This window comes from Pseudaeromonas aegiceratis (assembly GCF_046254905.1).
GTDB lineage: Bacteria > Pseudomonadota > Gammaproteobacteria > Enterobacterales > Aeromonadaceae > Pseudaeromonas > Pseudaeromonas aegiceratis.
Genome location: NZ_CP158016.1, coordinates 444,062 through 466,370 on the forward strand (window position 1 = coordinate 444,062; position 22,309 = coordinate 466,370).

At 59.2% G+C, this 22,309-nt stretch carries 20 protein-coding genes, 3 tRNA genes and 3 rRNA genes; 19 read left to right on the forward strand and 7 right to left on the reverse strand.

All coding sequences use genetic code 11. The features are described 5' to 3' along the window. Nucleotides 1–35: 35 nt before the first annotated feature. Nucleotides 36–112 (forward strand) — tRNA-Pro (locus ABHF91_RS02195). A gap of 83 nt (nt 113–195) precedes the next feature. Here ABHF91_RS02195 and ABHF91_RS02200 read toward each other — a convergent pair. Then, the gene (locus ABHF91_RS02200) at nt 196–363 is read right to left on the reverse strand and encodes a hypothetical protein (RefSeq protein ID WP_409421857.1); all 168 of its coding nucleotides are present in this window, start codon (nt 361–363) and stop codon (nt 196–198) included. A 138-nt stretch (nt 364–501) separates the two neighbouring features. Here ABHF91_RS02200 and ABHF91_RS02205 point away from each other — a divergent pair, with 138 nt between their 5' ends. Genes ABHF91_RS02205 through ABHF91_RS02215 form a run of 3 tightly spaced genes read left to right on the forward strand, consistent with a single transcriptional unit; the run spans nt 502 to nt 2,581 of the window. Continuing rightward, nucleotides 502–951 (forward strand): Rrf2 family transcriptional regulator, encoded by a 450-nt coding sequence (locus tag ABHF91_RS02205; RefSeq protein ID WP_409421858.1) that lies wholly within the window; start codon nt 502–504, stop codon nt 949–951. Nucleotides 952–1,003: 52 nt separating this feature from the next. Then, entirely contained in the window at nt 1,004–2,377 is a 1,374-nt protein-coding gene (gene rmuC / locus ABHF91_RS02210; protein ID WP_409423073.1) for a DNA recombination protein RmuC, read from the forward strand. A 6-nt stretch (nt 2,378–2,383) separates the two neighbouring features. Next, nucleotides 2,384–2,581, forward strand: coding sequence for a hypothetical protein (locus ABHF91_RS02215; protein ID WP_409421859.1), 198 nt, complete (start codon nt 2,384–2,386; stop codon nt 2,579–2,581). 10 nt (nt 2,582–2,591) lie between these two features. Here ABHF91_RS02215 and ABHF91_RS02220 read toward each other — a convergent pair whose 3' ends face one another. Genes ABHF91_RS02220 through def form a run of 5 tightly spaced genes read right to left on the reverse strand, consistent with a single transcriptional unit; the run spans nt 2,592 to nt 8,211 of the window. Beyond that, on the reverse strand, nt 2,592–4,034 hold the full coding sequence (locus tag ABHF91_RS02220) for a TrkH family potassium uptake protein (protein ID WP_409421860.1): 1,443 nt from the start codon (nt 4,032–4,034) through the stop codon (nt 2,592–2,594). Between the two features lies 1 nt (nt 4,035). Next, on the reverse strand, nt 4,036–5,412 hold the full coding sequence (gene trkA / locus ABHF91_RS02225; RefSeq protein ID WP_409421861.1) for a Trk system potassium transporter TrkA: 1,377 nt from the start codon (nt 5,410–5,412) through the stop codon (nt 4,036–4,038). A 5-nt stretch (nt 5,413–5,417) separates the two neighbouring features. Then, nucleotides 5,418–6,710 (reverse strand): 16S rRNA (cytosine(967)-C(5))-methyltransferase RsmB, encoded by a 1,293-nt coding sequence (rsmB, locus tag ABHF91_RS02230; protein ID WP_409421862.1) that lies wholly within the window; start codon nt 6,708–6,710, stop codon nt 5,418–5,420. 37 nt (nt 6,711–6,747) lie between these two features. Then, on the reverse strand, nt 6,748–7,689 hold the full coding sequence (gene fmt / locus ABHF91_RS02235) for a methionyl-tRNA formyltransferase (protein ID WP_409421863.1): 942 nt from the start codon (nt 7,687–7,689) through the stop codon (nt 6,748–6,750). A gap of 9 nt (nt 7,690–7,698) precedes the next feature. Next, the gene (gene def / locus ABHF91_RS02240) at nt 7,699–8,211 is read right to left on the reverse strand and encodes a peptide deformylase (RefSeq protein ID WP_409421864.1); all 513 of its coding nucleotides are present in this window, start codon (nt 8,209–8,211) and stop codon (nt 7,699–7,701) included. A gap of 179 nt (nt 8,212–8,390) precedes the next feature. Between def and ABHF91_RS02245 the strand changes: the two genes are divergently transcribed. The 8 genes from ABHF91_RS02245 to ABHF91_RS02280 all read left to right on the forward strand — a co-directional run bounded on the left by ABHF91_RS02245 (nt 8,391) and on the right by ABHF91_RS02280 (nt 13,893). Beyond that, the gene (locus ABHF91_RS02245; RefSeq protein WP_409421865.1) at nt 8,391–9,392 is read left to right on the forward strand and encodes a LysM peptidoglycan-binding domain-containing protein; all 1,002 of its coding nucleotides are present in this window, start codon (nt 8,391–8,393) and stop codon (nt 9,390–9,392) included. Next, nucleotides 9,392–10,495, forward strand: coding sequence for a DNA-processing protein DprA (gene dprA, locus ABHF91_RS02250; protein ID WP_409421866.1), 1,104 nt, complete (start codon nt 9,392–9,394; stop codon nt 10,493–10,495). The genes ABHF91_RS02245 and dprA overlap by 1 nt, the downstream gene beginning before the upstream one ends. Nucleotides 10,496–10,497: 2 nt before the next feature. Then, nucleotides 10,498–10,971, forward strand: coding sequence for a DUF494 family protein (locus ABHF91_RS02255; protein WP_409421867.1), 474 nt, complete (start codon nt 10,498–10,500; stop codon nt 10,969–10,971). A gap of 50 nt (nt 10,972–11,021) precedes the next feature. Then, nucleotides 11,022–11,591: a topoisomerase DNA-binding C4 zinc finger domain-containing protein gene (locus tag ABHF91_RS02260; protein WP_409421868.1), complete on the forward strand. Its 570-nt coding sequence runs from the start codon at nt 11,022–11,024 to the stop codon at nt 11,589–11,591. 48 nt (nt 11,592–11,639) lie between these two features. Next, a complete protein-coding gene (gene purE / locus ABHF91_RS02265) occupies nt 11,640–12,143 on the forward strand; it encodes a 5-(carboxyamino)imidazole ribonucleotide mutase (protein WP_409421869.1) in 504 nt (167 codons plus the stop codon). 39 nt (nt 12,144–12,182) lie between these two features. Then, entirely contained in the window at nt 12,183–12,743 is a 561-nt protein-coding gene (locus ABHF91_RS02270; protein WP_409421870.1) for a Sua5/YciO/YrdC/YwlC family protein, read from the forward strand. Nucleotides 12,744–12,814: 71 nt separating this feature from the next. Next, entirely contained in the window at nt 12,815–13,636 is an 822-nt protein-coding gene (gene aroE / locus ABHF91_RS02275) for a shikimate dehydrogenase (RefSeq protein WP_409421871.1), read from the forward strand. Further along, nucleotides 13,633–13,893 carry a DUF1488 domain-containing protein gene (locus ABHF91_RS02280; protein ID WP_409421872.1) on the forward strand — a complete coding sequence of 87 codons (261 nt, stop codon included), beginning with the start codon at nt 13,633–13,635 and terminating at the stop codon, nt 13,891–13,893. Before aroE ends, ABHF91_RS02280 begins: the two co-directional genes overlap by 4 nt. Here ABHF91_RS02280 and ABHF91_RS02285 read toward each other — a convergent pair. Beyond that, nucleotides 13,890–14,438 carry a gamma carbonic anhydrase family protein gene (locus tag ABHF91_RS02285; RefSeq protein WP_409421873.1) on the reverse strand — a complete coding sequence of 183 codons (549 nt, stop codon included), beginning with the start codon at nt 14,436–14,438 and terminating at the stop codon, nt 13,890–13,892. The genes ABHF91_RS02280 and ABHF91_RS02285 overlap by 4 nt on opposite strands. Before the next feature lie 428 nt (nt 14,439–14,866). On the opposite strand from ABHF91_RS02285, the gene ABHF91_RS02290 reads away from it, so the two are divergent. The 7 genes from ABHF91_RS02290 (at nt 14,867) to ABHF91_RS02320 (ending at nt 22,301) form a co-directional block, all read left to right on the forward strand. Beyond that, nucleotides 14,867–16,409: ribosomal RNA gene (locus ABHF91_RS02290) — 16S ribosomal RNA — on the forward strand. A 191-nt stretch (nt 16,410–16,600) separates the two neighbouring features. Then, nucleotides 16,601–16,676, forward strand: a tRNA-Glu gene (locus tag ABHF91_RS02295). 201 nt (nt 16,677–16,877) lie between these two features. Continuing rightward, a 23S ribosomal RNA gene (locus tag ABHF91_RS02300) occupies nt 16,878–19,766 on the forward strand. Between the two features lie 74 nt (nt 19,767–19,840). Further along, nucleotides 19,841–19,955, forward strand: a 5S ribosomal RNA gene (gene rrf / locus ABHF91_RS02305). Together the 16S, 23S and 5S rRNA genes with 2 tRNA genes alongside form the textbook arrangement of a ribosomal RNA operon. Before the next feature lie 56 nt (nt 19,956–20,011). Next, nucleotides 20,012–20,088 (forward strand) — tRNA-Asp (locus ABHF91_RS02310). A gap of 234 nt (nt 20,089–20,322) precedes the next feature. Further along, nucleotides 20,323–21,489, forward strand: a complete 1,167-nt coding sequence (locus ABHF91_RS02315; RefSeq protein ID WP_409421874.1) for a methionine aminotransferase — start codon at nt 20,323–20,325, stop codon at nt 21,487–21,489. Next, nucleotides 21,486–22,301, forward strand: coding sequence for a carbon-nitrogen hydrolase family protein (locus ABHF91_RS02320; RefSeq protein WP_409421875.1), 816 nt, complete (start codon nt 21,486–21,488; stop codon nt 22,299–22,301). The genes ABHF91_RS02315 and ABHF91_RS02320 overlap by 4 nt, the downstream gene beginning before the upstream one ends. Nucleotides 22,302–22,309: the final 8 nt, after the last annotated feature.

Sequence of the window (22,309 nt, forward strand, 5' to 3'; positions counted from 1 at the left end):
ATGGGGCTTTCGGTAAATTCACGCCCCGCAGACAACGGCGTGTAGCGCAGCTTGGTAGCGCACTTCGTTCGGGACGAAGGGGTCGGAGGTTCGAATCCTCTCACGCCGACCAAATCAGAAAAGGGGGTTAGCCTAGGCTAACCCCCTTTTTCATTGCCCTTTTTGTCGCCCAGAGGGCGGCCGCCGGCCGAGGCGTCAGCGTTTGCCGGGGCCGCTCTTAAGATCCACCATCAGCATCAACATCAGCACCACCGCCGAGATGAGGGGGCCATAGCTGAGGTAGAGGTCACCATAGCCTGCCAGGAACAGACACAGGGGCAAACCAATGACCAGAAGTAAGGTGCTGGAGAGAAAAAACCACATAGTTATTACGGAATAGTTGGGAATTGTGCTTTGTACTGCCGGCCACATTATATCGGGTTACTTTGTGATATAAAGAGGCCTTGTGTCCTGACCGGGCCAGTCCCGGGCTGCGATTTATTTATGCCGGATTCATAGACCATGCAACTGACCCTGTTCACCGATTACGCCCTGCGTACCCTTGTCTACCTGGCCCTGCAGGAGCCAGATCGGCTTGCCACCATCACGGAGGTGGCGGAGACCTTCCAGATTTCCCGCAACCACGTGGTGAAGATTGTTCATCAACTGGGGGTCAAGGGCTATGTGGAGACGGTGCGCGGCAAGCATGGCGGCATCCGCCTGGCCCGGCCGAGCGAGGCCATCAGCCTCAAGGATGTGGTCAGCGACATGGAGAACCTCACCTGTCTGATGGACTGCAAGCGCGAGGCCTGTCTGCTCACCAGCGGCTGTCGCTTCCAGGGGATCTTGCGCAAGGCCCTGCGCGCCTTCCTCACAGTGTTGGATGAATTTACCCTGGCGGATCTGGTCAAGGACGAGCAGCGTCTGTGCGGTCTGCTCAGCCTGCCCATCCCCACCCGCCACCAGGACTGATCTTGCCTGCCGGGCCCCGCGCGCCCGGCGTCTGGAGCCGCCCATGATCCCCATGTCTGAACCCGTCGTCTGGTGGTCCCTGCTGGGGCTATTGAGCCTGCTGGTCGTGCTGCTGCTGTGGCAATGGCGGCGCCAGCAGCTGGTCAATGTGCTGACCCAGGCGCAGCTGGCACAGCAGACCGAACGACTGCAGGAGCTGCAGGCCGAGCGCCAGCAGTGGCTGGAGCGGCATGAACAACAGCAGCTGAACCTGATGCGGCTGAGCACCCGGGTCAAGGAGTACGAGACCCTGCTCCATGCCGAGCGTCAGCATCATGCCGAGCGGCTGCAGCAGCAGCAGGATGCCGAGGCGCGCCTGGGCGAGCAGTTTGAGAACCTGGCCAATCGCCTGTTTGAGCAGACCTCGGTGAGCTTTCGCCAACTGAACCAGGGACAGCTGGATTTGCTGCTGGGGCCCCTCAAGGCCCAGCTGGAGGGGTTTCGCCGCCAGATGAGCGAGACCCATGCCGAGGAGTCCCGCCAGCGCCATGGTCTCAAGTTTGAGCTGGAGCGGCTGGCCCAACTCAACCAGCAGATGAGTGTGGAGGCGGCGGCCCTGACCCGGGCCCTCAAGGGCGACAGCAAGCAGCAGGGTAACTGGGGCGAGGTGGTGCTGGGGCGCATCCTGGAGGAATCCGGTCTGCGGGCCGGTCACGAATACGAGCTGCAGGTGGCGGCCACCGCTCACGATGGCCGCCGTTATCAGCCGGACGTGGTGGTGCACCTGCCGGAGGGCAAGGACATCATCATAGATGCCAAGGTCTCCCTCACCGCCTATGAGCGCTATTTCAATGCCGAGGACGACACCATACGTGCCTTGGCCCTCAAAGAGCACCTGGCCTCGGTGCGGGGTCACATCCGCGAGCTGGGGCGCAAGGACTACCATCAGTTGCCTGGGTTGCGCAGCCTGGATTATGTGCTGATGTTTGTGGCGGTGGAGCCGGCGTTTCTGGTGGCGCTGGAGGCGGATCCCAGCCTGGTTAAATTTGCACTGGATAACAATATCTTACTCGTGAGTCCTACTAATCTGATGGTGGCCCTGCGTACCATAGATAACCTGTGGCGCCAGCATCAGCAGCACCAGAATGCCCGCTTGATTGCCGAGCGGGCCGGCCGCCTGTACGAGAAGTTCCGCCTCTATTGCGAAGAGATGCAGGCCCTGGGCGCCACCCTGGGCCGGGCCCAGGAAGGCTATGAGCGGGCCATGCAGCGGCTGACGGGGGGGCGCGGTAACCTCATCAGCCAGGCCGAGCAGCTGCGGGCCCTGGGGGTGGAGGTGAGCAAGCCCCTGCCGGAGAGCCTGCGGGAGCAGGCGGCGCTGGCGGATGAGCCGACTGGGGAGCCAAATACCCCCTTGGCTCAGGTGAGATCAATCCAAGCGGAGTAACCTGTCATGCCGATCCCGTCAGCGAGCCTATCGACGACCGAGGCGAGCTCCGGCGAGGGCGAGCCGGGGTTGGCAGGGCTGCTGGCGCAGGGCGGCCGGCATGACTGTGACTACCATCCCCAACGTCTGTGTCCCTGCGCCTCCCAGGCGCCGCGCCTGTGTGATCACTGCCCCGAGCTGACCCTGCGCGGCGACGAGGCCTAGCCCCCGGCCGTCAGTTCTTCCAGAACGAGGGGAAGAACAGCACCGCCACCGTCAGTATCTCCAACCGTCCCAGCAGCATATCGAAGCTCAACACCCATTTGGCCGCCGCCGGCAGGCTGGCAAAGTTGCCCGCCGGACCGATGAGATCTCCTAGCCCGGGGCCCACATTGCTGACCGCCGTGATGGCGCCGCTGATGGCCACCAGGGGCGGCAGATCCATCAGCCCCAGGATGGCGGCACTGACGATGATCACTGCCATATAGCTCAGCACGAAGGCCACCATGGAGCGGATGATGGCCTCGTTGACCGGGCGGCCGTTGTATTTTTGCGGAAAGACCCCGGAGGGGTGCATCAGCTGGCGGGCCTGCTTCTGGAACAGGGCCGCGGCCACCTGGATGCGGAAGATCTTGAGGCCGCCGGCGGTGGAGCCTGAGCAGGCGCCGAACAGCATCAGGAACACGAACAGCACGCTGGTGAAGTGGGTCCAGGTGCCGAAATCGGTGAGGCCATACCCAGTGGTGGTGAGCACCGAGATGATGTTGAAGGTGCTGATGCGTAGGGCGTCCGGGAAGCTGAAGGTCTCCTTGTGCCACAGCCAGAGGGTCATCATGCCGCTGACCACCACCACCAGCCAGAAGAAGCCCCGCACCTGGGCATCCTGAAACAGTATGTTCTGGCGGCGGCGCAGGCTCTGCACATAGAGCAAAAAGGGCAGGCCGCCCAGGAACATGAACAGGCTGGCGGTCCATTGGGCGCTGTGGGAGAAGTGGGACAAGGAGGCGTCGGAGGTGGAGTAGCCGCCGGTGGACAGGGTGGTCATGGCGTGGTTCAGCGCCTCGAAGGGCGTCATGCCGCACAGCCAGTAGGCGACGAAACAGAGGAATGACAGGCTGAGATAGACGATGACGATGTTCTTGGCCACGTTGGCCGCCCGGGGCGAGTCCTTGTCCGACTTGTCCGACGATTCGGTCTGGAACAGCTTCATGCCCCCCACGTTCAGGTAGGGCAACACGGCCACCGCCAGCACGATGAAGCCTACCCCTCCCAGCCACTGCAGCAAGGAGCGCCACAGCAAGATGCTGGGGGCCATCTCATCCAGGCCCGAGAGCACGGTGGAGCCCGTGGTGGTCACTCCGGACATGGTTTCGAAGTAGGCGTCGGTGAAGCTGATCTGGTTGATGAACACGAAGGGCAGGGCGCCGAACACACAGGCCACCGCCCACACCATGCTGGTCAACACGAACATGTCCCGCACCTTGAGGCGGAACTCCGCCTTGTGGCCGTAGTGCAGGCAGATGAAGGCCGCCACGTGGGTGATGATCACCGAGGCGAGAAACTCCGCCAACCCCGGGGTGCCGCTGAAGAAGGCCAGCAGGGTCGGCAGCCACATGAACAGGGCCAGCTTGGAGAGGGTCAGCCCTATGGTGAAGATGATGGGTTTGAAATTGATCATGTCACAGGAAGAAGGGGCTGGGTTGGAACAGACGCTCGACCTCGGGGATGTGCTTCTTGTCTACCAAGAACATCACCACGTGGTCGTCCTGCTGAATCACGGTGGAGTCGTGGGCGATGATCACCTCGTCGCCCCGCACCACGGCGCCTATGGTGGTGCCCGGCGGCAGCTTGAGCTCGCCGACGGTGCGGCCCACCACCTTGGAGGTGTTTTCGTCGCCGTGGGCGATGGCCTCGATGGCTTCGGCGGCGCCGCGGCGCAGTGAGTAGACGTTGGCGATGTCGGCGCGGCGCACATGGGTCAGCAGGGCGGAGATGGTGGCCTGCTGGGGGGACAGGGCGATGTCGATGGTGCCGCCCTGTACCAGATCCACGTAGGCGGCCCGCTGGATGAGGACGATGGCCTTGCGGGCGCCCAGCTTCTTGGCCAGCATGGCGGACATGATGTTGGCCTCATCCTCGTTGGTCACGGCGATGAAGACGTCGGTCTGATCTATGTGTTCTTCTTGCAGCAGCTCCTGGTTGGCGGAGTCACCGCAGAAGACGATGGTCTCTTCCAGGATCTCGGAGAGCTGTTCCGCCCGCTCGGCGTTGCGTTCGATGAGCTTGACGCTGTAACGCTTCTCCAGTTGCCGGGCCAGACCGGCCCCCACGTTGCCCCCGCCGACGATCATGATGCGTCGGTAGGGATTCTCCAGACGCTGCAACTCGGACATCACCAGCCGAATATGGCCGGCGGCGGCCACGAAGAACACCTCGTCGTCCGCCTCTATGATGGTGGTGCCCTGGGGGCGGATGGGGCGACCCTGACGGAAGATGGCCGCCACCCGGGTCTCGATGTTGGGCATGTGCTCTTTGAGGGTGGCCAGGGCGTTGCCCACCAGGGGGCCGCCGTAGTAGGCCTTCACCGCCACTAGGCCCACCTTGCCACCGGCGAAGTCCACTACCTGCAGGGCGCCGGGATACTCGATGAGCCGGCGCAGGTAGTCGGTGACCAGCTGCTCGGGAGAGATGAGGTGATCCACCGGGATGGCGTCGTTGTTGAACAGGGTCTCCTGCTCCGCCAGGTAGGCCTGGGAGCGGATGCGGGCCACCTTGTTGGGAATATTGAACAGGGAGTAGGCCACCTGGCAGGCGATCATGTTGGTCTCATCGCTGTTGGTCACCGCCACCAGCATGTCGGCATCTTCGGCACCGGCCTCCCGCAACACCCGGGGATGGGAACCGGCCCCCTGTACCACCCGCAGGTCGTACTTGTCCTGCAGCTCCCGCAGCCGTTCCGTGTTGGTGTCGATGAGGGTGATGTCGTTGTTCTCACCCACCAGGTTTTCGGCCAGGGTGCCGCCCACTTGGCCAGCGCCGACGATGATGATCTTCATGTTGATTACCGTTTGATCAGCTTGGCGTAGTAGAAGCCGTCCATGTTTCCTTCTCCCGGCAGCAGTTGCCAGCCGGGGCGATCCACGCCGCCATCCTGGGGCAGGGCCACCAGCTGGGCATCCGGGGTGCGCGCGACAAAGGCCTTGATCTGTTCACAGTTTTCGTCCGGCAGGACGGAACAGGTCGCATACAGGAGGGTACCGCCCGGCTTGAGTTTGCACCAGAGCGCATCGAGAATTTTCCCCTGCAGGGTCACCAGTTCGGCGATGTCCTCGTTGCGGCGCAGCCACTTGATATCCGGATGGCGGCGGATGACGCCGGTGGCCGAACAGGGGGCATCCAGCAGGATGCGATCAAAATCCGGACCGTTCCACCACGCCTGGGGGCGGGCGGCATCGCCGCAGATCACCTGGGCGGTGAGCTGCAGGCGCTGCAGGTTGTCGTGGACCCGCGCCAGCCGCTTGGCGTCACTATCCAGGGCGACGAGACCCGCCAGGGCCGGTTGGCGCTCCAGCAGATGGGCCGTCTTGCCACCCGGCGCGGCGCAGGCATCCAGCACCCAGTCGCCGGGCTGGGGATCCAGCAGACGGGCTGCCTGCTGGGCGGCGCCATCCTGCACCGATACCCAGCCTTCGGCAAAGCCCGGCAGTTGGCTGACCTCACAGGGCTGGGCCAGGCAGAGGCCCTCGCTGCCGGGATCTTCACCGGCCACATCAATCTCCTGGGCGGCCAGTAGGGCCAGATAGCTGGCTCTATCATGGTGCCGGCGGTTGACCCGCAGCCAGAGGGGCGGACGCTGGTTGTTGGCGTCGAGGATCGCCGTGTATTGCCCCGGGTAGGCGGCCTTGAGGCGCTGCAGCAGCCATTTTGGATGGGCAAAGCGGCTGGTTTCCTGCTCATCCACCCGCAGCTGCAGGGCCTCGGCTTGGCGCTGCACGTTGCGCAACACGCCGTTCAGCATGCCGCGGAAGGTGTCGCCCTTGAGCAGCCGGCAGGCCGAGACGGTCTCCGACAGGGCGGCATGGGGGGGGATGCGGGTGTAGAGCAGCTGATAGATGCCCACCAGCAACAGATAATGCAGGGTCCGGTACTTGCCCTTGAGCGGCTTGCTCATCAGCGCGGCGGCAATTGCCTCCAGGCGGGAGAGCCAGCGCAGGCTGCCGAAGCACAGCTCCTGCAGCAGGGCGCGATCTTTGGCGGCCAGTTGTTGCTGGGCCGCCGGCAGCACGGCGGAGAGGGAGGCTCCCTGCTCCACCACCTCAAACAGTACCTTGGCGGCGTGGGCGCGAGTTTTCATGATGGATCCTGTTTAGATCGGGGATGACCCGACCGATTCATGCCAGTTGGGTCAGCGGGAGGAACCACTCCCGGCGGGAGTTGAGCAGCTCGTGGGCCTGCATGGGCTTCTTGCCGGGCGGTTGCAACCGGGTCAGGCGCAGTACGCCATCGCCCGTGGCCACCTCTATGCCGGCCTTACCGACGCGCATTATGGTACCGGGCGCCGCCGCCTCGTGGGGGAGCACCTCCGCGCCCCACACCTTGATGGTGTGCTCGCCGCAGGGGAAGTGGCTGATGGGCCAGGGATTGAAGGCGCGGATGGCGCGCTCCAATGCCACGGCCGGCTGTTGCCAATCCAGTCGGGCCTCATCCTTGCTGAGTTTCTGGGCATAGTTGGCCTGGCTGTCATCCTGTGCCACGGCCGGCAGCTGGCCGGCCAGCAGACCAGACATCGCCTCCAGCAGGGCGGTGGGGCCCAGGCTGGCCAGCTTGTCATACAGGCTGGCGGAGGTGTCGTCGGCGGCAATGGCGCAGGCGCGGGTCAACAGCATGGGGCCGGTATCCAGACCCACATCCATCTGCATGATGGTGACGCCGGTCTGGGCATCGCCGGCCCAGATGGCCCGCTGGATGGGGGCGGCCCCACGCCAGCGTGGTAGCAAGGAGCCATGGACATTGATGCAGCCAAGACGCGGTGCCTCCAGCACGGCCTTGGGCAACAGGAGCCCATAGGCCACCACTATCATGAGATCCGCGTGCAGGTCGGCCAGCAGCTGTCGGTCGGCCGCTTCCTTGAAGTTGACGGGTTGATATACCGGGATCTGGTGGGTTTGTGCCAGGACCTTGACCGGGCTGGGGGTCAGCTTGTTGCCCCGGCCCGCCGGGCGATCCGGCTGAGTGTAGACGGCAATGATATTGTGTCCGGCCGCCAGTAACGCGGCCAGATGACTGGCCGCAAATTCCGGGGTGCCGGCAAAGATAATCTTGGGTGACTGCAAGGGAAAACCTTAAGCGTTTTGGCTGTCGAAACGGCTGAGCTTGGCCAGCTTCTGGCGCAGGCGTTGTCGCTTGAGCGGGGAGAGGTAGTCGATGAACAGCTTGCCCTGCAGGTGATCCATCTCATGCTGTAGGCAGATGGCCAGCAGATCGTCGGCCGCCAACTCGAAGCTCTGGCCGTCTTTGTCCTGGGCTCGGATCCGGATCCGCTCTGCTCTGGGCACCAGGGCGCGGTAATCGGGGACGGACAGACAGCCCTCCTCTATCCCGGTATCCCCCTCTTTGGACAGGATTTCTGGATTGATGAATACCTGAGGCTGATCGCGATTTTCTGAAATATCAATCACGATAATGCGTTGATGAATGTTGACCTGTGTCGCAGCCAGGCCGATGCCCTCTTCTGCATACATGGTTTCAAACATATCATCAATTATCTGGTGGACCCCTTCATGGAACTGGGTAACCGGCTTTGCGACGGTGCGCAGGCGTTCATCGGGGAAACGCAAAACTTCTAAAATCGCCATATTCGTTACGGAATAACTACACTAGTCTGTAAACATTGGCGTAATTCTAGTCAAATATGCGGCAAATTAATAGTTACGCGGCATCTTCAAGGACAGGGATGGTTATGAGATTGAGACATATTGGATTCTTTTTGTGTGGAGCGCTCCTTTCGTTTGCCTCCGCAGCCCAGACCTTGGCTTTGAAAGAGAATCACCCCCAGACCTATGTGGTGAAGAAGGGCGACACCCTGTGGGACATTTCGGCCCATTTTCTCAAGAGCCCCTGGCTCTGGCCTCGGTTGTGGCAAGCCAATCCCCAAGTGAAGAATCCACACCTTATTTATCCTGGTGATCTGCTGACCCTGATCTGGGTGGACGGTGAGCCTCGGTTGGTGCGCAAACCGACGATCAAGCTGTCGCCGACCATGCGTGTTGAGCCGAAGGCCTCACCGATCCCGGTGCTGAGCTTTGACGAGATAGGTCCCTTCCTCACCACCAACCATATCTTTGAGGCGGGGCTGGATCTGGATCAGCTGCCCTATGTGTTGGGGGAGAACGAGAACAGCATCGCCATGCAGGAGGGGCAGACCCTATTTATTCACGGCACTCTGCAGCCAGGTGTGAGTTATGCCCTCTACCGACCGGGGGAGCTGTACAAGGATCGCACCACCAAGGAGGAGTTGGGGCGTGAAGCCATCCTCTCTGGCGTTGGGGTGGCGCAACAGGCCTATGGTGAAGAGCGCAGCGTGCTGACCGTGACGCGCAGCTATCGTGAAATCCGTCAGGGTGATCGCCTGGTGCCGATCCCCAGCCAAGAGAGCCTGAGTGCCTACTTCTCGCCACAGCCGGGGCAACTGACCAATGAGTTGGGCTACGTGGTTGATGTGCCGCTCAAGGTGACTGGGGTGGGGAAATATGATGTGGTGCTGATCAACCGTGGTGCGCGCGACCAGGTACACCCCGGGGATGTGTTCAGCGTGCTTCGCCCCGGCACCAAGGTGGTGGGTAAAGGCGCTGACGATATCAGCTATCGCATATATGGTTCTGTCGGCGACAAGTTGTTTGCCTCCGACAGTGAAATCTTGCCGAACGATCGTGTGGGGCAGGTGATGGTAGTGAAGGTGTATGACAAGCTGAGCATGGCCTTCGTCATGAGTTCTCAGCGCATGGTGCGCAAGGGATACTCCCTGACCAATCCCTGATGATGGCCATCTGCCATTTGGAGGCTTGGCTGCGGTTGGCGCTGTTGCCTGGCATAGGTCCGGTGCGGGGGCGCCAATTGTTGGCGCGCAGCTCGCTGGACCGGTTGTGTCAGGCGGACGCGCCGGCGTTGGTGCAGCTGGGGCTCAATGCCCAGCAGATAGCGCATTGGCTGAACCCGGATCAACGGAAGTTGAGCCGGGTTTTTTCTTGGCTGGAACAAGCGGGCAATCAACTGCTGACTCTTGATGATGTGGCTTATCCGCGCCTGTTGCGTGAAACGGTGGGCGCGCCCTTATTGCTGTTTGTCCAGGGACACGTCGAGGCGCTCAGCACTCCCCTGCTGGCGGTGGTGGGGACGCGCCAACCGACGCCGGGCGGTCGGTTGGCCGCCCAATGCCTGGGGCGTGATCTGGTGCAGGCGGGAATCGGGCTGTGCTCCGGGCTGGCCCTGGGGATTGATGGGGTGGCTCATCAGACGGCGCTGCAGCAGCACGGCGTGACGGTGGCTGTGCTGGGTACTGGGTTGGCCCAAATATATCCGCGGCGCCACATTCCTTTGGCCCGGGATATCCTGGCCCAGGGCGGCGCCCTGGTCTCCGAGTTTTGGCCCGACGAAGGCGTGCGGGCGGAGAACTTTCCGCGGCGCAATCGCATCATCAGCGGCTTGAGCATGGGCACCCTGGTGGTGGAGGCGGCGGAGCAGAGCGGTTCACTCATCACGGCCCGCCTTGCCCTGGAGCAGGGAAGGGAGCTGTTTGTCGTGCCTGGTAGTTGGCAAAACCCCCAGGCCAGGGGATGCCATCGTTTAATTCAACAAGGGGCAAAACTAGTTTGCAATGCGGCCGATATAGTGGAAGAGCTCGGACAGTTTCTGGGCGATAAGGGCCGGATGGCCCCTGACGGCGCACCACAGAAGCTTCCAGGCCATTTGCCAACAGATAATTTGTTGGATAACGTAGGTTATGAGGCGACGGATATTGATACCATCGCCGCGTTGAGCCAATGTCCCATCGACCAGGTGATGGGGCAGCTTATCGAGCTGGAACTGTTGGGTTGGATCGCATCCGTTCCCGGGGGTTATGTAAGAACGCGGAGGGACTGACGATGTTTGATGTGCTGATGTACCTTTTCGAGACCTATGTCCAGAGCGATGCCGATTTGATGGTGGATCAGGACGAGCTAGCCGATGAGCTGACCCGTGCCGGTTTCCATCAGGATGAGATATACAAGGCGCTGTCCTGGCTAGAACATCTGGCAGAGTTGCATGACGAGGCCAAGGCGCCTGTGTTGGTGGCCAGTGATGCGGCCTCCTTCCGTATTTATACCGCCGAGGAGCAGGACAAGCTCAGCACGTCCTGTCGTGGTTTCCTGCTGTTCCTTGAGCAGGTGGGGGTGTTGAGTGCCCCGGCCCGGGAGGTGGTCATCGATCGCCTGATGGAGCTGGATTCAGCTGAAATTGAGCTGGATGATCTCAAGTGGGTGGTGCTCATGGTGCTGTTCAATCTGCCGGGCAACGAGAATGCCTGTCATCAGATGGAAAATCTGTTGTTCGAGGAGCCTGCCGGCCTCATTCACTGACACTGTCGGTGCCGGCTGCTAGAATGCAGCCGGTTTTGTCGGAGGCGGTCATGTCTAAAATCGATCCCGAGCTGTTTCGTGCCGAGGCCCATGCCCTGGCGCACTCTCACGGTCCCTGTCCGCAATGCGGTGCCGAACTGGTGCTGCGCCATGGCAAGCATGGCCCTTTCTTAGGCTGTTCTGCGTATCCGCAATGTGATTATGTTCGTGCCAGAAATGGGCAGGGCGGCTCCGTGGAGAAGATCCTGGAGGGGACCCAGTGCCCCGAATGCGGTGACGTGCTGGTGATCCGCAAGGGGCGTTATGGGCTCTTCATCGCCTGCAGCCAGTTTCCCGACTGCCGACATGTTGAGCAGGATGGGGAGCCCGCCCCAGCGACTGAGTCCATCTCCTGCCCGGCCTGCGGCAAAGGTCAGCTGGTCGCCAGGCAATCGCGCCAAGGCAAACTCTTCTATGCCTGCGATGCCTATCCCAAGTGCAAATTCGTGGTGAATGACCCGCCGGTCGCCCAGCCCTGTCCGCAATGTGGTAGTGCCATCTTGGTCAGGCGCCAGGGGGCATCGGGGGCCTATTTGTGTTGTCCGCAAAAAAACTGTACCTACCGCAGTGACTCACTATAATGCGCGCAAAGGTTTTTCTGCCGACCACGCTAGATAAGGAAGATCATCATGTCTAAACCGTTTGTCGCCATCCTGATGGGCTCCGATTCTGACTTTCCGGTGATGCAAACCACCCTGGATGTATTGAAGTCCTTCGACATTCGCTACGAGGTGAAGGTGACCTCTGCACACCGTACACCGGCGGCGACCCATGCCTATGTGACCGATGCGGAACAACGTGGCTGCAAGGTCTTCATCTGTGCCGCCGGCTTGGCGGCGCATCTGGGCGGGGCGGTTGCCGGCATCACCACGCGCCCGGTGATCGGGGTGCCCATTGATGGCGGTCCGCTCAAGGGGATGGACGCGCTTCTGTCTACCGTACAAATGCCTGGCGGGGTGCCGGTGGCAACCGTCGCCATCGGCAAGGCCGGGGCGAAGAACGCCGGCTACTTGGCGGCGCAAATGCTGGCGGTCGCCGATGACGAGCTGGCCGCCAAGGTCAAGGCGGAACGGCAGAAGAATGCCGAAGAGGTGATGGCCAAGGACGCCGCCTTGCAAGCCCAGCTGAAATAACTAAGATGAGCGGCAGTGATTTCCACCGCCGCTTTTCTTATGACCTCACCGTATCTTGACGCTATCACCCATCTGCAAGCCGGCAATGTCATTGCCTATGCGACCGAGGCCGTCTTCGGTCTGGGTTGTGACCCGGACAACGAGGCGGCCGTGCACAAGTTATTGGCCATCAAACAACGCCCGGTGGACAAGGGGCTCATCCTGATCGCCGCCGACTGGTCGCAGCTCACCGCCTATGTTGACGATGCGCAGCTGACCAACGATGCGCTGCGGCGAGTGCTGGCCAGCTGGCCCGGTCCCTTTACCTGGGTGATGCCCGCCCTGCCGACCACGCCGCGCTGGTTGACTGGCAGGTTTGACTCCCTTGCGGTGCGGGTGACGGCCCATCCGCAGGTGCGTGCCCTGTGCCTGGCCTACGGGAAACCCCTGGTCTCCACCAGTGCCAACTTAAGTGGCGAGGCACCCTGCCGCAGCGCGGCCGATGTGTGGGCTCAGCTGGGGGGGCGGGTCGATTATGTGCTACCTGGTGCTGTGGGCGGGGCGACTAACCCGTCACAGATCCGCGATGCGTGCACCGGTGAGGTGTTGCGTCCGGCGTGAGGCCTAGCCTTGTCTGGGGGGGATAAAAGGCGTTTAATCCCCCTAGACAGGAATTTAGAGCAGGAACGCACATGGATCGCTATGCCGTATTTGGCAATCCCATCAGCCACAGCAAGTCTCCCTTCATTCATACCCTGTTTGCCCGGCAAACCCAGCAACTCATGCGCTATGAAGCCTTGCTGGCGCCCTTGGATGGCTTTTCTCAGGCCTTGGCGCAATTTTTTGCCGCGGGGGGCAAAGGGTGTAACGTGACGGTACCCTTTAAAGAACAGGCCTTTGGTCTGGTGCAACAGTTGAGCCCCCGGGCCAAGCTGGCCGGGGCCATCAACACGATACGCCTGACCGATGATGGTGTGTTGCTGGGGGATAATACCGACGGTGCCGGCTTGGTACAGGATCTGCTGCTGCATATCCCCAGTTTGGCCGGGATGCGCATCCTGCTATTGGGTGCCGGCGGTGCGGCCCGTGGTGTGGTGGGCCCGCTGCTGGGACAGCAACCGGCGACCTTGACCATCGCCAACCGTACGCTCGTCAAGGCGCAACAGCTGGCGGCGCATTTTTCCTCCCTGGCCCCCGTGAGTGCCTGTGCCTTTGATGAGCTGGCGGGGCCATTTGATCTCATCATCAACTCCACCTCCGCTAGCTTAGCCGGTGAGGTGCCGCCGATCCCTTCCGGATTGATCCATGGCGATATCGCCGTCTATGACATGATGTATGGGGCCAGCGAAACCTGCTTTAATCAGTGGGCGAGAGAGCTGGGTGCCCGAGCCTGTATCGATGGATTAGGCATGCTGGTCTGCCAGGCGGCCGAAAGTTTCATGCTGTGGCGGGGCATTCGCCCCGGCACCAAGCAGGTCATTTCCGAGCTAAGACGCAATCTGGGGGCAAGATGAATCAGGAAATCCTGTTTAATGAAGGCGCGCAGTGGCATGCAGCCGAACAGCGTGTTGAGTTCACGGCACAACAGCTGGGGGCGCTCATCCGCTGCTTTATCAGCCATGGCCAGCTGGAACAGCTGGCCGGAGAGCCCCTCTTGTCTGAGCAGGCCATTCTCAGCGCATTCGAACGGCTGCGCTTTGATCTTGAGGAGCGAGCCGAGGAGCTTATCGAGGCACAGGAATTTGCCGAGGATGGCGCTATCTATCTTTAGGCACTGATTGCCGACAGATACTCCCCTTTGAGCAGTACATAGTTTTCGGCAGACTGGCGGAAAAAGGCTAACTCCTCCTGTGTGAGGCGACGAACCTGACGCACCGGTGCGCCCAGATAAAGGTAACCTGATGCCAGTCGTTTCCCCGGTGGCACCAGACTGCCCGCGCCTAGCAACACTTCATCCTCCAGAATCGAACCATCCAGGATGATGCTGCCCATGCCGATGAGGCAGCGGTTGCCTATGGTACAGGCATGCAGCATCACCTTGTGGCCCACTGTTACCTCGGCCCCTATGATCAGCGGCAGGCCGGCTGGATGCGTCGATGATGGGCGCGAGACGTGTAGCACGCAGCCGTCTTGCACATTGCTGCGTTCCCCTATCTGGATGTAGTTCACATCACCTCGTACCACGGACTGGGGCCAGATGCTGCAGTCCTTGCCCAATTCGACGCGACCTATCACGTTGGCCGCGGGATCGATGTAACAACCTTGGCCACATTCGGGCCAGTGGGCACCAAATGCCCGAAGAGAAGCTGGGGTCATATGCGGTCACACTCCTATAAACGGCTCATCAAAAACCAATTTTGTGGATAAGTCTGTTGGCAAGCTGAACGCAATCGGTGGGCAGCCTGTGACAAGGAAAAATACCTGAATTTTCGCCAAAAATCCCTTGCCAGGTTGGCCGAGGTCTCTATAATGCGCCCTCGTTGTCAGGGCACAGCCCGGCAGCAGAGGAAAGCAGCTAGCAAATAGCGCTTGACTCAAAGCGGGAAGCGAGTAAGATGCGCATCCCACGACGCCGGTGAAACGGGTCGAACCGCTCTTTAACAATTCAATTCAAGCAATCTGTGTGGGCACTCGCAGAGATTGAAGTCAATCGACAAAATTGATTTTCAATGTCTGATGAAGTGACCAAAGCGGATCGAAAGATCCAGCAACAGTTAATTCAGAATTCATTGAGCCAAAAACTTTAATTGAAGAGTTTGATCATGGCTCAGATTGAACGCTGGCGGCAGGCCTAACACATGCAAGTCGAACGGCAGCGGGGGGAAGCTTGCTTCCCCGCCGGCGAGTGGCGGACGGGTGAGTAATGCCTGGGGAGCTGCCCAATCGAGGGGGATACCAGTTGGAAACGACTGCTAATACCGCATACGCCCTGAGGGGGAAAGGTGGGGATCTTCGGACCTACCGCGATTGGATGCACCCAGGTGGGATTAGCTAGTTGGTGAGGTAACGGCTCACCAAGGCGACGATCTCTAGCTGGTCTGAGAGGATGACCAGCCACACTGGAACTGAGACACGGTCCAGACTCCTACGGGAGGCAGCAGTGGGGAATATTGCACAATGGGGGAAACCCTGATGCAGCCATGCCGCGTGTGTGAAGAAGGCCTTCGGGTTGTAAAGCACTTTCAGCAAGGAGGAAAGGGTGGGAGCTAATATCTGCCACCTGTGACGTTACTTGCAGAAGAAGCACCGGCTAACTCCGTGCCAGCAGCCGCGGTAATACGGAGGGTGCAAGCGTTAATCGGAATTACTGGGCGTAAAGCGCACGCAGGCGGTTGGATAAGTCAGATGTGAAAGCCCCGGGCTCAACCTGGGAACTGCATTTGAAACTGTCCGGCTAGAGTCTTGTAGAGGGGGGTAGAATTCCAGGTGTAGCGGTGAAATGCGTAGAGATCTGGAGGAATACCGGTGGCGAAGGCGGCCCCCTGGACAAAGACTGACGCTCAGGTGCGAAAGCGTGGGGAGCAAACAGGATTAGATACCCTGGTAGTCCACGCCGTAAACGATGTCAACTTGGAGTCTGTGCCGTATGAGCGTGGGCTCCGAAGCTAACGCGATAAGTTGACCGCCTGGGGAGTACGGCCGCAAGGTTAAAACTCAAATGAATTGACGGGGGCCCGCACAAGCGGTGGAGCATGTGGTTTAATTCGATGCAACGCGAAGAACCTTACCTAGCCTTGACATGTCTGGAGCCTTGTAGAGATACGAGGGTGCCTTCGGGAACCAGAACACAGGTGCTGCATGGCTGTCGTCAGCTCGTGTCGTGAGATGTTGGGTTAAGTCCCGCAACGAGCGCAACCCTTGTCCTTTGTTGCCAGCACGTAATGGTGGGAACTCAAAGGAGACTGCCGGTGATAAACCGGAGGAAGGTGGGGATGACGTCAAGTCATCATGGCCCTTACGGCTAGGGCTACACACGTGCTACAATGGCGTATACAGAGGGCGGCAAGCTCGCGAGAGTAAGCGAATCCCAAAAAGTACGTCGTAGTCCGGATTGGAGTCTGCAACTCGACTCCATGAAGTCGGAATCGCTAGTAATCGCAAATCAGAATGTTGCGGTGAATACGTTCCCGGGCCTTGTACACACCGCCCGTCACACCATGGGAGTGGATTGCACCAGAAGTAGCTAGCTTAACCTTCGGGAGGGCGGTTACCACGGTGTGGTTCATGACTGGGGTGAAGTCGTAACAAGGTAACCGTAGGGGAACCTGCGGTTGGATCACCTCCTTATCTTGATGACGCAATGTCTGCTGAGTGACCACACAGATTGCCTGAATTGAAATGTAGAGAGAGCAAAGCGATGTTTGTTTTGGCTCTGGACGGAGTAAGCAGGACCGCCACATTGGCGCTCAGCTTCGCCGGCTCAGCTTCGCCAAGAACAAAATTCGTTGCAGCGCGTAGCGCTGCACAGCACGAATTTTGTCCCCTTCGTCTAGAGGCCTAGGACACCGCCCTTTCACGGCGGTAACAGGGGTTCGAATCCCCTAGGGGACGCCATTCATGCGTTGAGAATGCAGAGCTAAGAAGCTAATTCTTACCTCTGTTTTCTTCGTGAAAACTGCTCTTTAACAATCTGGAAAGCTGATTCAAAAGTTCTAAATACTGTTACAAGTGTCTTGGAACTTCTTGGCGAAAACAAAGTTGTAACACAGTCCTTGTGTGCGACGTCGAGAGTCGAAAGACTTCTTGGGGTTGTATGGTTAAGCGACTAAGCGTACACGGTGGATGCCTAGGCAGTCAGAGGCGATGAAGGACGTGCTAACCTGCGAAAAGGGTTGGTGAGCTGGTAAGAAGCGTTATAGCCAACCATGTCCGAATGGGGAAACCCACTGAGTTTACTCAGTATCGTTAGATGAATACATAGTCTAACGAGGCGAACCGGGAGAAGTGAAACATCTCAGTACCCCGAGGAAAAGAAATCAACCGAGATTCCCTCAGTAGCGGCGAGCGAACGGGGAGCAGCCCTTAAGCGTTGATGGAGTTAGTGGAACGGTCCTGGAAAGGCCGACGATACAGGGTGATAGTCCCGTACACGAAAGCGACATCAGCGTGAAAACGAGTAGGGCGGGACACGTGATATCCTGTCTGAACATGGGGGGACCATCCTCCAAGGCTAAATACTACTGACTGACCGATAGTGAACCAGTACCGTGAGGGAAAGGCGAAAAGAACCCCTGTGAGGGGAGTGAAATAGAACCTGAAACCGTGTACGTACAAGCAGTGGGAGCCTCCTTGTGGGGTGACTGCGTACCTTTTGTATAATGGGTCAGCGAGTTACTTTCAGTGGCGAGGTTAACCGAATAGGGGAGCCGTAGGGAAACCGAGTCTTAACTGGGCGACTAGTCGCTGGGAGTAGACCCGAAACCGGGTGATCTAGCCATGGGCAGGTTGAAGGTGCCGTAACAGGTACTGGAGGACCGAACCCACTAACGTTGCAAAGTTAGGGGATGACTTGTGGCTAGGGGTGAAAGGCCAATCAAACTCGGTGATAGCTGGTTCTCCCCGAAAGCTATTTAGGTAGCGCCTCGGACGAATACTACTGGGGGTAGAGCACTGTTTGGACTAGGGGGTCATCCCGACTTACCAACTCCATGCAAACTCCGAATACCAGTAAGTACTATCCGGGAGACACACGGCGGGTGCTAACGTCCGTCGTGAAGAGGGAAACAACCCAGACCGCCGGCTAAGGTCCCAAAGTTCTGGTTAAGTGGGAAACGATGTGGGAAGGCTCAGACAGCTAGGATGTTGGCTTAGAAGCAGCCATCATTTAAAGAAAGCGTAATAGCTCACTAGTCGAGTCGGCCTGCGCGGAAGATGTAACGGGGCTCAAACCAGGCACCGAAGCCGCGGATTCAATCAATAGATTGAGTGGTAGGGGAGCGTTCTGTAAGTCTGCGAAGGTGTGTCGTAAGGCATGCTGGAGATATCAGAAGTGCGAATGCTGACGTAAGTAACGATAAAGGGGGTGAAAAGCCTCCTCGCCGGAAGACCAAGGGTTCCTGTCCAACGTTAATCGGGGCAGGGTGAGTCGGCCCCTAAGGCGAGGCTGAAAAGCGTAGTCGATGGGAAGCGGGTTAATATTCCCGTACTGGCTGTAACTGCGATGGGGGGACGGAGAAGGCTAAGCAAGCCAGGCGTTGGTTGTCCTGGTGAAAGGCGGTAGGCAGTGTATCCAGGCAAATCCGGAGACACAATGTCGAGACCCGAGACGAACCATCTACGGATGGGAAGTTGCTGATGCCACGCTTCCAGGAAAAGCCTCTAAGCTTCAGGTTACAGACAACCGTACCCCAAACCGACACAGGTGGTCGGGTAGAGAATACCAAGGCGCTTGAGAGAACTCGGGTGAAGGAACTAGGCAAAATAGTACCGTAACTTCGGGAGAAGGTACGCTGTTGTTGGTGAAGTGACTTGCTCACAGAGCTGATGGCAGCCGCAGTGACCAGGTGGCTGGGACTGTTTAACAAAAACACAGCACTCTGCAAACACGAAAGTGGACGTATAGGGTGTGACACCTGCCCGGTGCCGGAAGGTTAATTGATGGGGTTAGCGCAAGCGAAGCTCTTGATCGAAGCCCCGGTAAACGGCGGCCGTAACTATAACGGTCCTAAGGTAGCGAAATTCCTTGTCGGGTAAGTTCCGACCTGCACGAATGGTGTAACCATGGCCACGCTGTCTCCACCCGAGACTCAGTGAAATCGAAATCGCTGTGAAGATGCAGTGTACCCGCGGCTAGACGGAAAGACCCCGTGAACCTTTACTACAGCTTGACACTGAACATTGAACCTACTTGTGTAGGATAGGTGGGAGGCTTAGAAGCGATGACGCTAGTTGTCGTGGAGCCGACCTTGAAATACCACCCTGGTATGTTTGATGTTCTAACTTGGCCCCGTTATCCGGGGTGAGGACAGTGTCTGGTGGGTAGTTTGACTGGGGCGGTCTCCTCCCAAAGAGTAACGGAGGAGCACGAAGGTTGGCTAATCCTGGTCGGACATCAGGAGGTTAGTGCAATGGCATAAGCCAGCTTAACTGCGAGACGGACAGGTCGAGCAGGTGCGAAAGCAGGTCATAGTGATCCGGTGGTTCTGAATGGAAGGGCCATCGCTCAACGGATAAAAGGTACTCCGGGGATAACAGGCTGATACCGCCCAAGAGTTCATATCGACGGCGGTGTTTGGCACCTCGATGTCGGCTCATCACATCCTGGGGCTGAAGTTGGTCCCAAGGGTATGGCTGTTCGCCATTTAAAGTGGTACGCGAGCTGGGTTCAGAACGTCGTGAGACAGTTCGGTCCCTATCTGCCGTGGGCGTTGGATGATTGAAGGGAGTTGCTCCTAGTACGAGAGGACCGGAGTGAACGAACCTCTGGTGTTCGGGTTGTCATGCCAATGGCACTGCCCGGTAGCTAAGTTCGGAATCGATAACCGCTGAAAGCATCTAAGCGGGAAGCGAGCCCTGAGATGAGTCATCCCTGAGGTCTTGAACCTCCTAAAGGGCCGTCGAAGACTACGACGTTGATAGGTGGGGTGTGGAAGCGCAGTGATGCGTGGAGCTAACCCATACTAATTACCCGTGAGGCTTAACCATACAACACCCAAGAGGTCTTAGACCTTGTAGCAGTGCTAGTAGAACAGAATTCAGCTTTTCGGATTATGAATTTGCTTGGCGGCAATAGCGCAGTGGACCCACCTGTTCCCATGCCGAACACAGAAGTGAAACGCTGTAGCGCCGATGGTAGTGTGGCATTCGCCATGTGAGAGTAGGACACCGCCAGGCACCCAATACGCGCGGAGAGCAAGACCCGTTCTCCAATGAAGCGCAGCAAGACATGCGGAGTGGTAGTTCAGTCGGTTAGAATACCGGCCTGTCACGCCGGGGGTCGCGGGTTCGAGTCCCGTCCACTCCGCCACTGAACAGAGCCCTTAAGCTATTACAGCTTAAGGGCTTTTTGTTTTTACGCCTTGCAACTCTGGCCTCCAGCCCCCTCCGCCTCTTCGTGACCGTGACCCAACCGTGACTTATGGCCTATTTGTCATGCGAAAATATCATGACTTGTATGATGACAATTCGATACTGATGGGCAGAAAACTCACGTTCAATACATCCCATCTTTTAGCCTTGGTTTGTCTGAATTGAGTAGATCATGACCCTTGCCACTCCGGTTCAACATCGTTCAAAACTGCCCGATGTCGGTACGACTATCTTCACCGTTATCGGGCAACTCTCCAGCCAGTATGAGGCCATCAATCTGTCGCAAGGGGCCCCTAGCTTTCCCTGTGATCCCGCCTTGGTGAGCAAGGTGACGCAGGCCATGGCGCAGGGTCATAACCAGTATGCCGCCATGACGGGATTGCCGAGCCTCAAGGAGCGGATCGCCGAGAAGATCGCTGCTCTTTATGGCCGTCACTATGATGTGCAACGGGAGATAGCGGTGACGGCCAGTGCCAGCGAGGCGCTCTATTCGGCGATCTCTGCCCTGGTGCATCCCGGGGATGAGGTGATCTATTTTTCTCCCTCCTTCGACAGCTATGCCCCTATCGTCCGCCTGCAAGGTGCCACCCCGGTGGCGCTCAACCTGTCGGTTCCCGATTTTCGCATCGACTGGGATCAGGTGCAGGCAGCCATCAGCCCGCGTACCCGCATGCTGATCCTGAATACCCCGCACAATCCCAGCGGCCAGGTGCTGAGCCGGGACGATCTGGCATCCTTGGCCCGTCTGCTGCGCAATACCGATATCGTCGTGCTCTCTGATGAGGTGTACGAGCACATGGTGTTTGATGGTCAGCGCCATCATGGGATGGCGACCCATCCTGAGCTGGCCTGTCGCAGTGTGATCGTCAGCTCCTTTGGCAAAACCTTTCACGTGACCGGTTGGCGGGTGGGTTACTGCGTGGCACCGGCGGCCCTGATGGACGAGATCCTCAAGGTGCATCAGTTCATGATGTTCTCGGCCGATACGCCCATGCAGCATGCCTTTGCCGACTACATGCAGGATCCGAACACCTATCTTCATCTGGCGTCCTTTTATCAGGCCAAGCGGGATCTGATGGTGGCGCAGTTGGCCGACAGCCCTTTTCGCTTGCTGCCCACCGCTGGCTCTTTCTTCATGGTGGCCAGTTATGGTCACCTGAGCGACGAACCGGATAGCCAGCTCGTGCAGCGGCTGATCACCCAGCACGGGGTGGCCACCATTCCCATGTCGGCGTTCTACGCCGATGGAACAGATAACCGGCTGATCCGCCTCTCGTTTGCCAAGGATGACGCCACCATAGTGGCGGGGTGTCAGGCCCTGTGCCGGGTGGCCCTATGACCCGTGCCGCCCTGGTGCGTATCGCTGCCGTACAGATGAATAGCGGTGACGATTTACAACAGAATCTGCACAGCGCCGCCCATTGGGTCGCCGAGGCCGTCGCGCGCGGGGCCAGCTTCGTGCTGCTGCCGGAGTATTTCTGCCTCATGGGCAAGACGGATGCCGAGCGCGTGGCCTTGGGTGAATCGCCAGCGCAGGGCCCCATCCAGGCGGCCATGGCGGCGTTGGCCCGACAGCACGGCATCTGGCTCAGCGCCGGAACCCTGCCGTTGATCAGCCCCGAACCGGGGAAGGTCTTCAACAGCAACCTGCTGTTTGACCCCGAGGGTCGCTGCGCCGGGCGATATGACAAGATCCATTTGTTTGGTTTCGACAATGGCGATGAGTGCTATGCCGAGTCCCGCATCCTGGCGGCTGGTCAGGAGGTGGTGACGTTCGAGACATCATTTGGCCGCGTGCGCCCCTCTGTCTGTTATGACCTGCGCTTCCCGGAACTCTATCGCCAGGCCGGCGGCTTTAGCCTGCTGACGGCGCCCGCCGCCTTCACCTACACCACAGGGGAGGCGCATTGGGCCCTGTTGCTGCGTTGTCGCGCGGTGGAGAATCAATGCTATGTGCTGGCGGCGGCCCAGACCGGCTGGCATCCGGGAGGGCAGCGTACCTATGGGCATAGCATGATTGTCGATCCCTGGGGGCGTGTGCTGGATTGCCTGGCCGACGGCGAAGGGGTGGTGTGTGCTGATCTCGATCTTGATTACCTGGGCAAGGTGCGCAGCCAGCTGCCGGCCCTCAACAACCGTGTCTTGTTTTGATTGTTTAT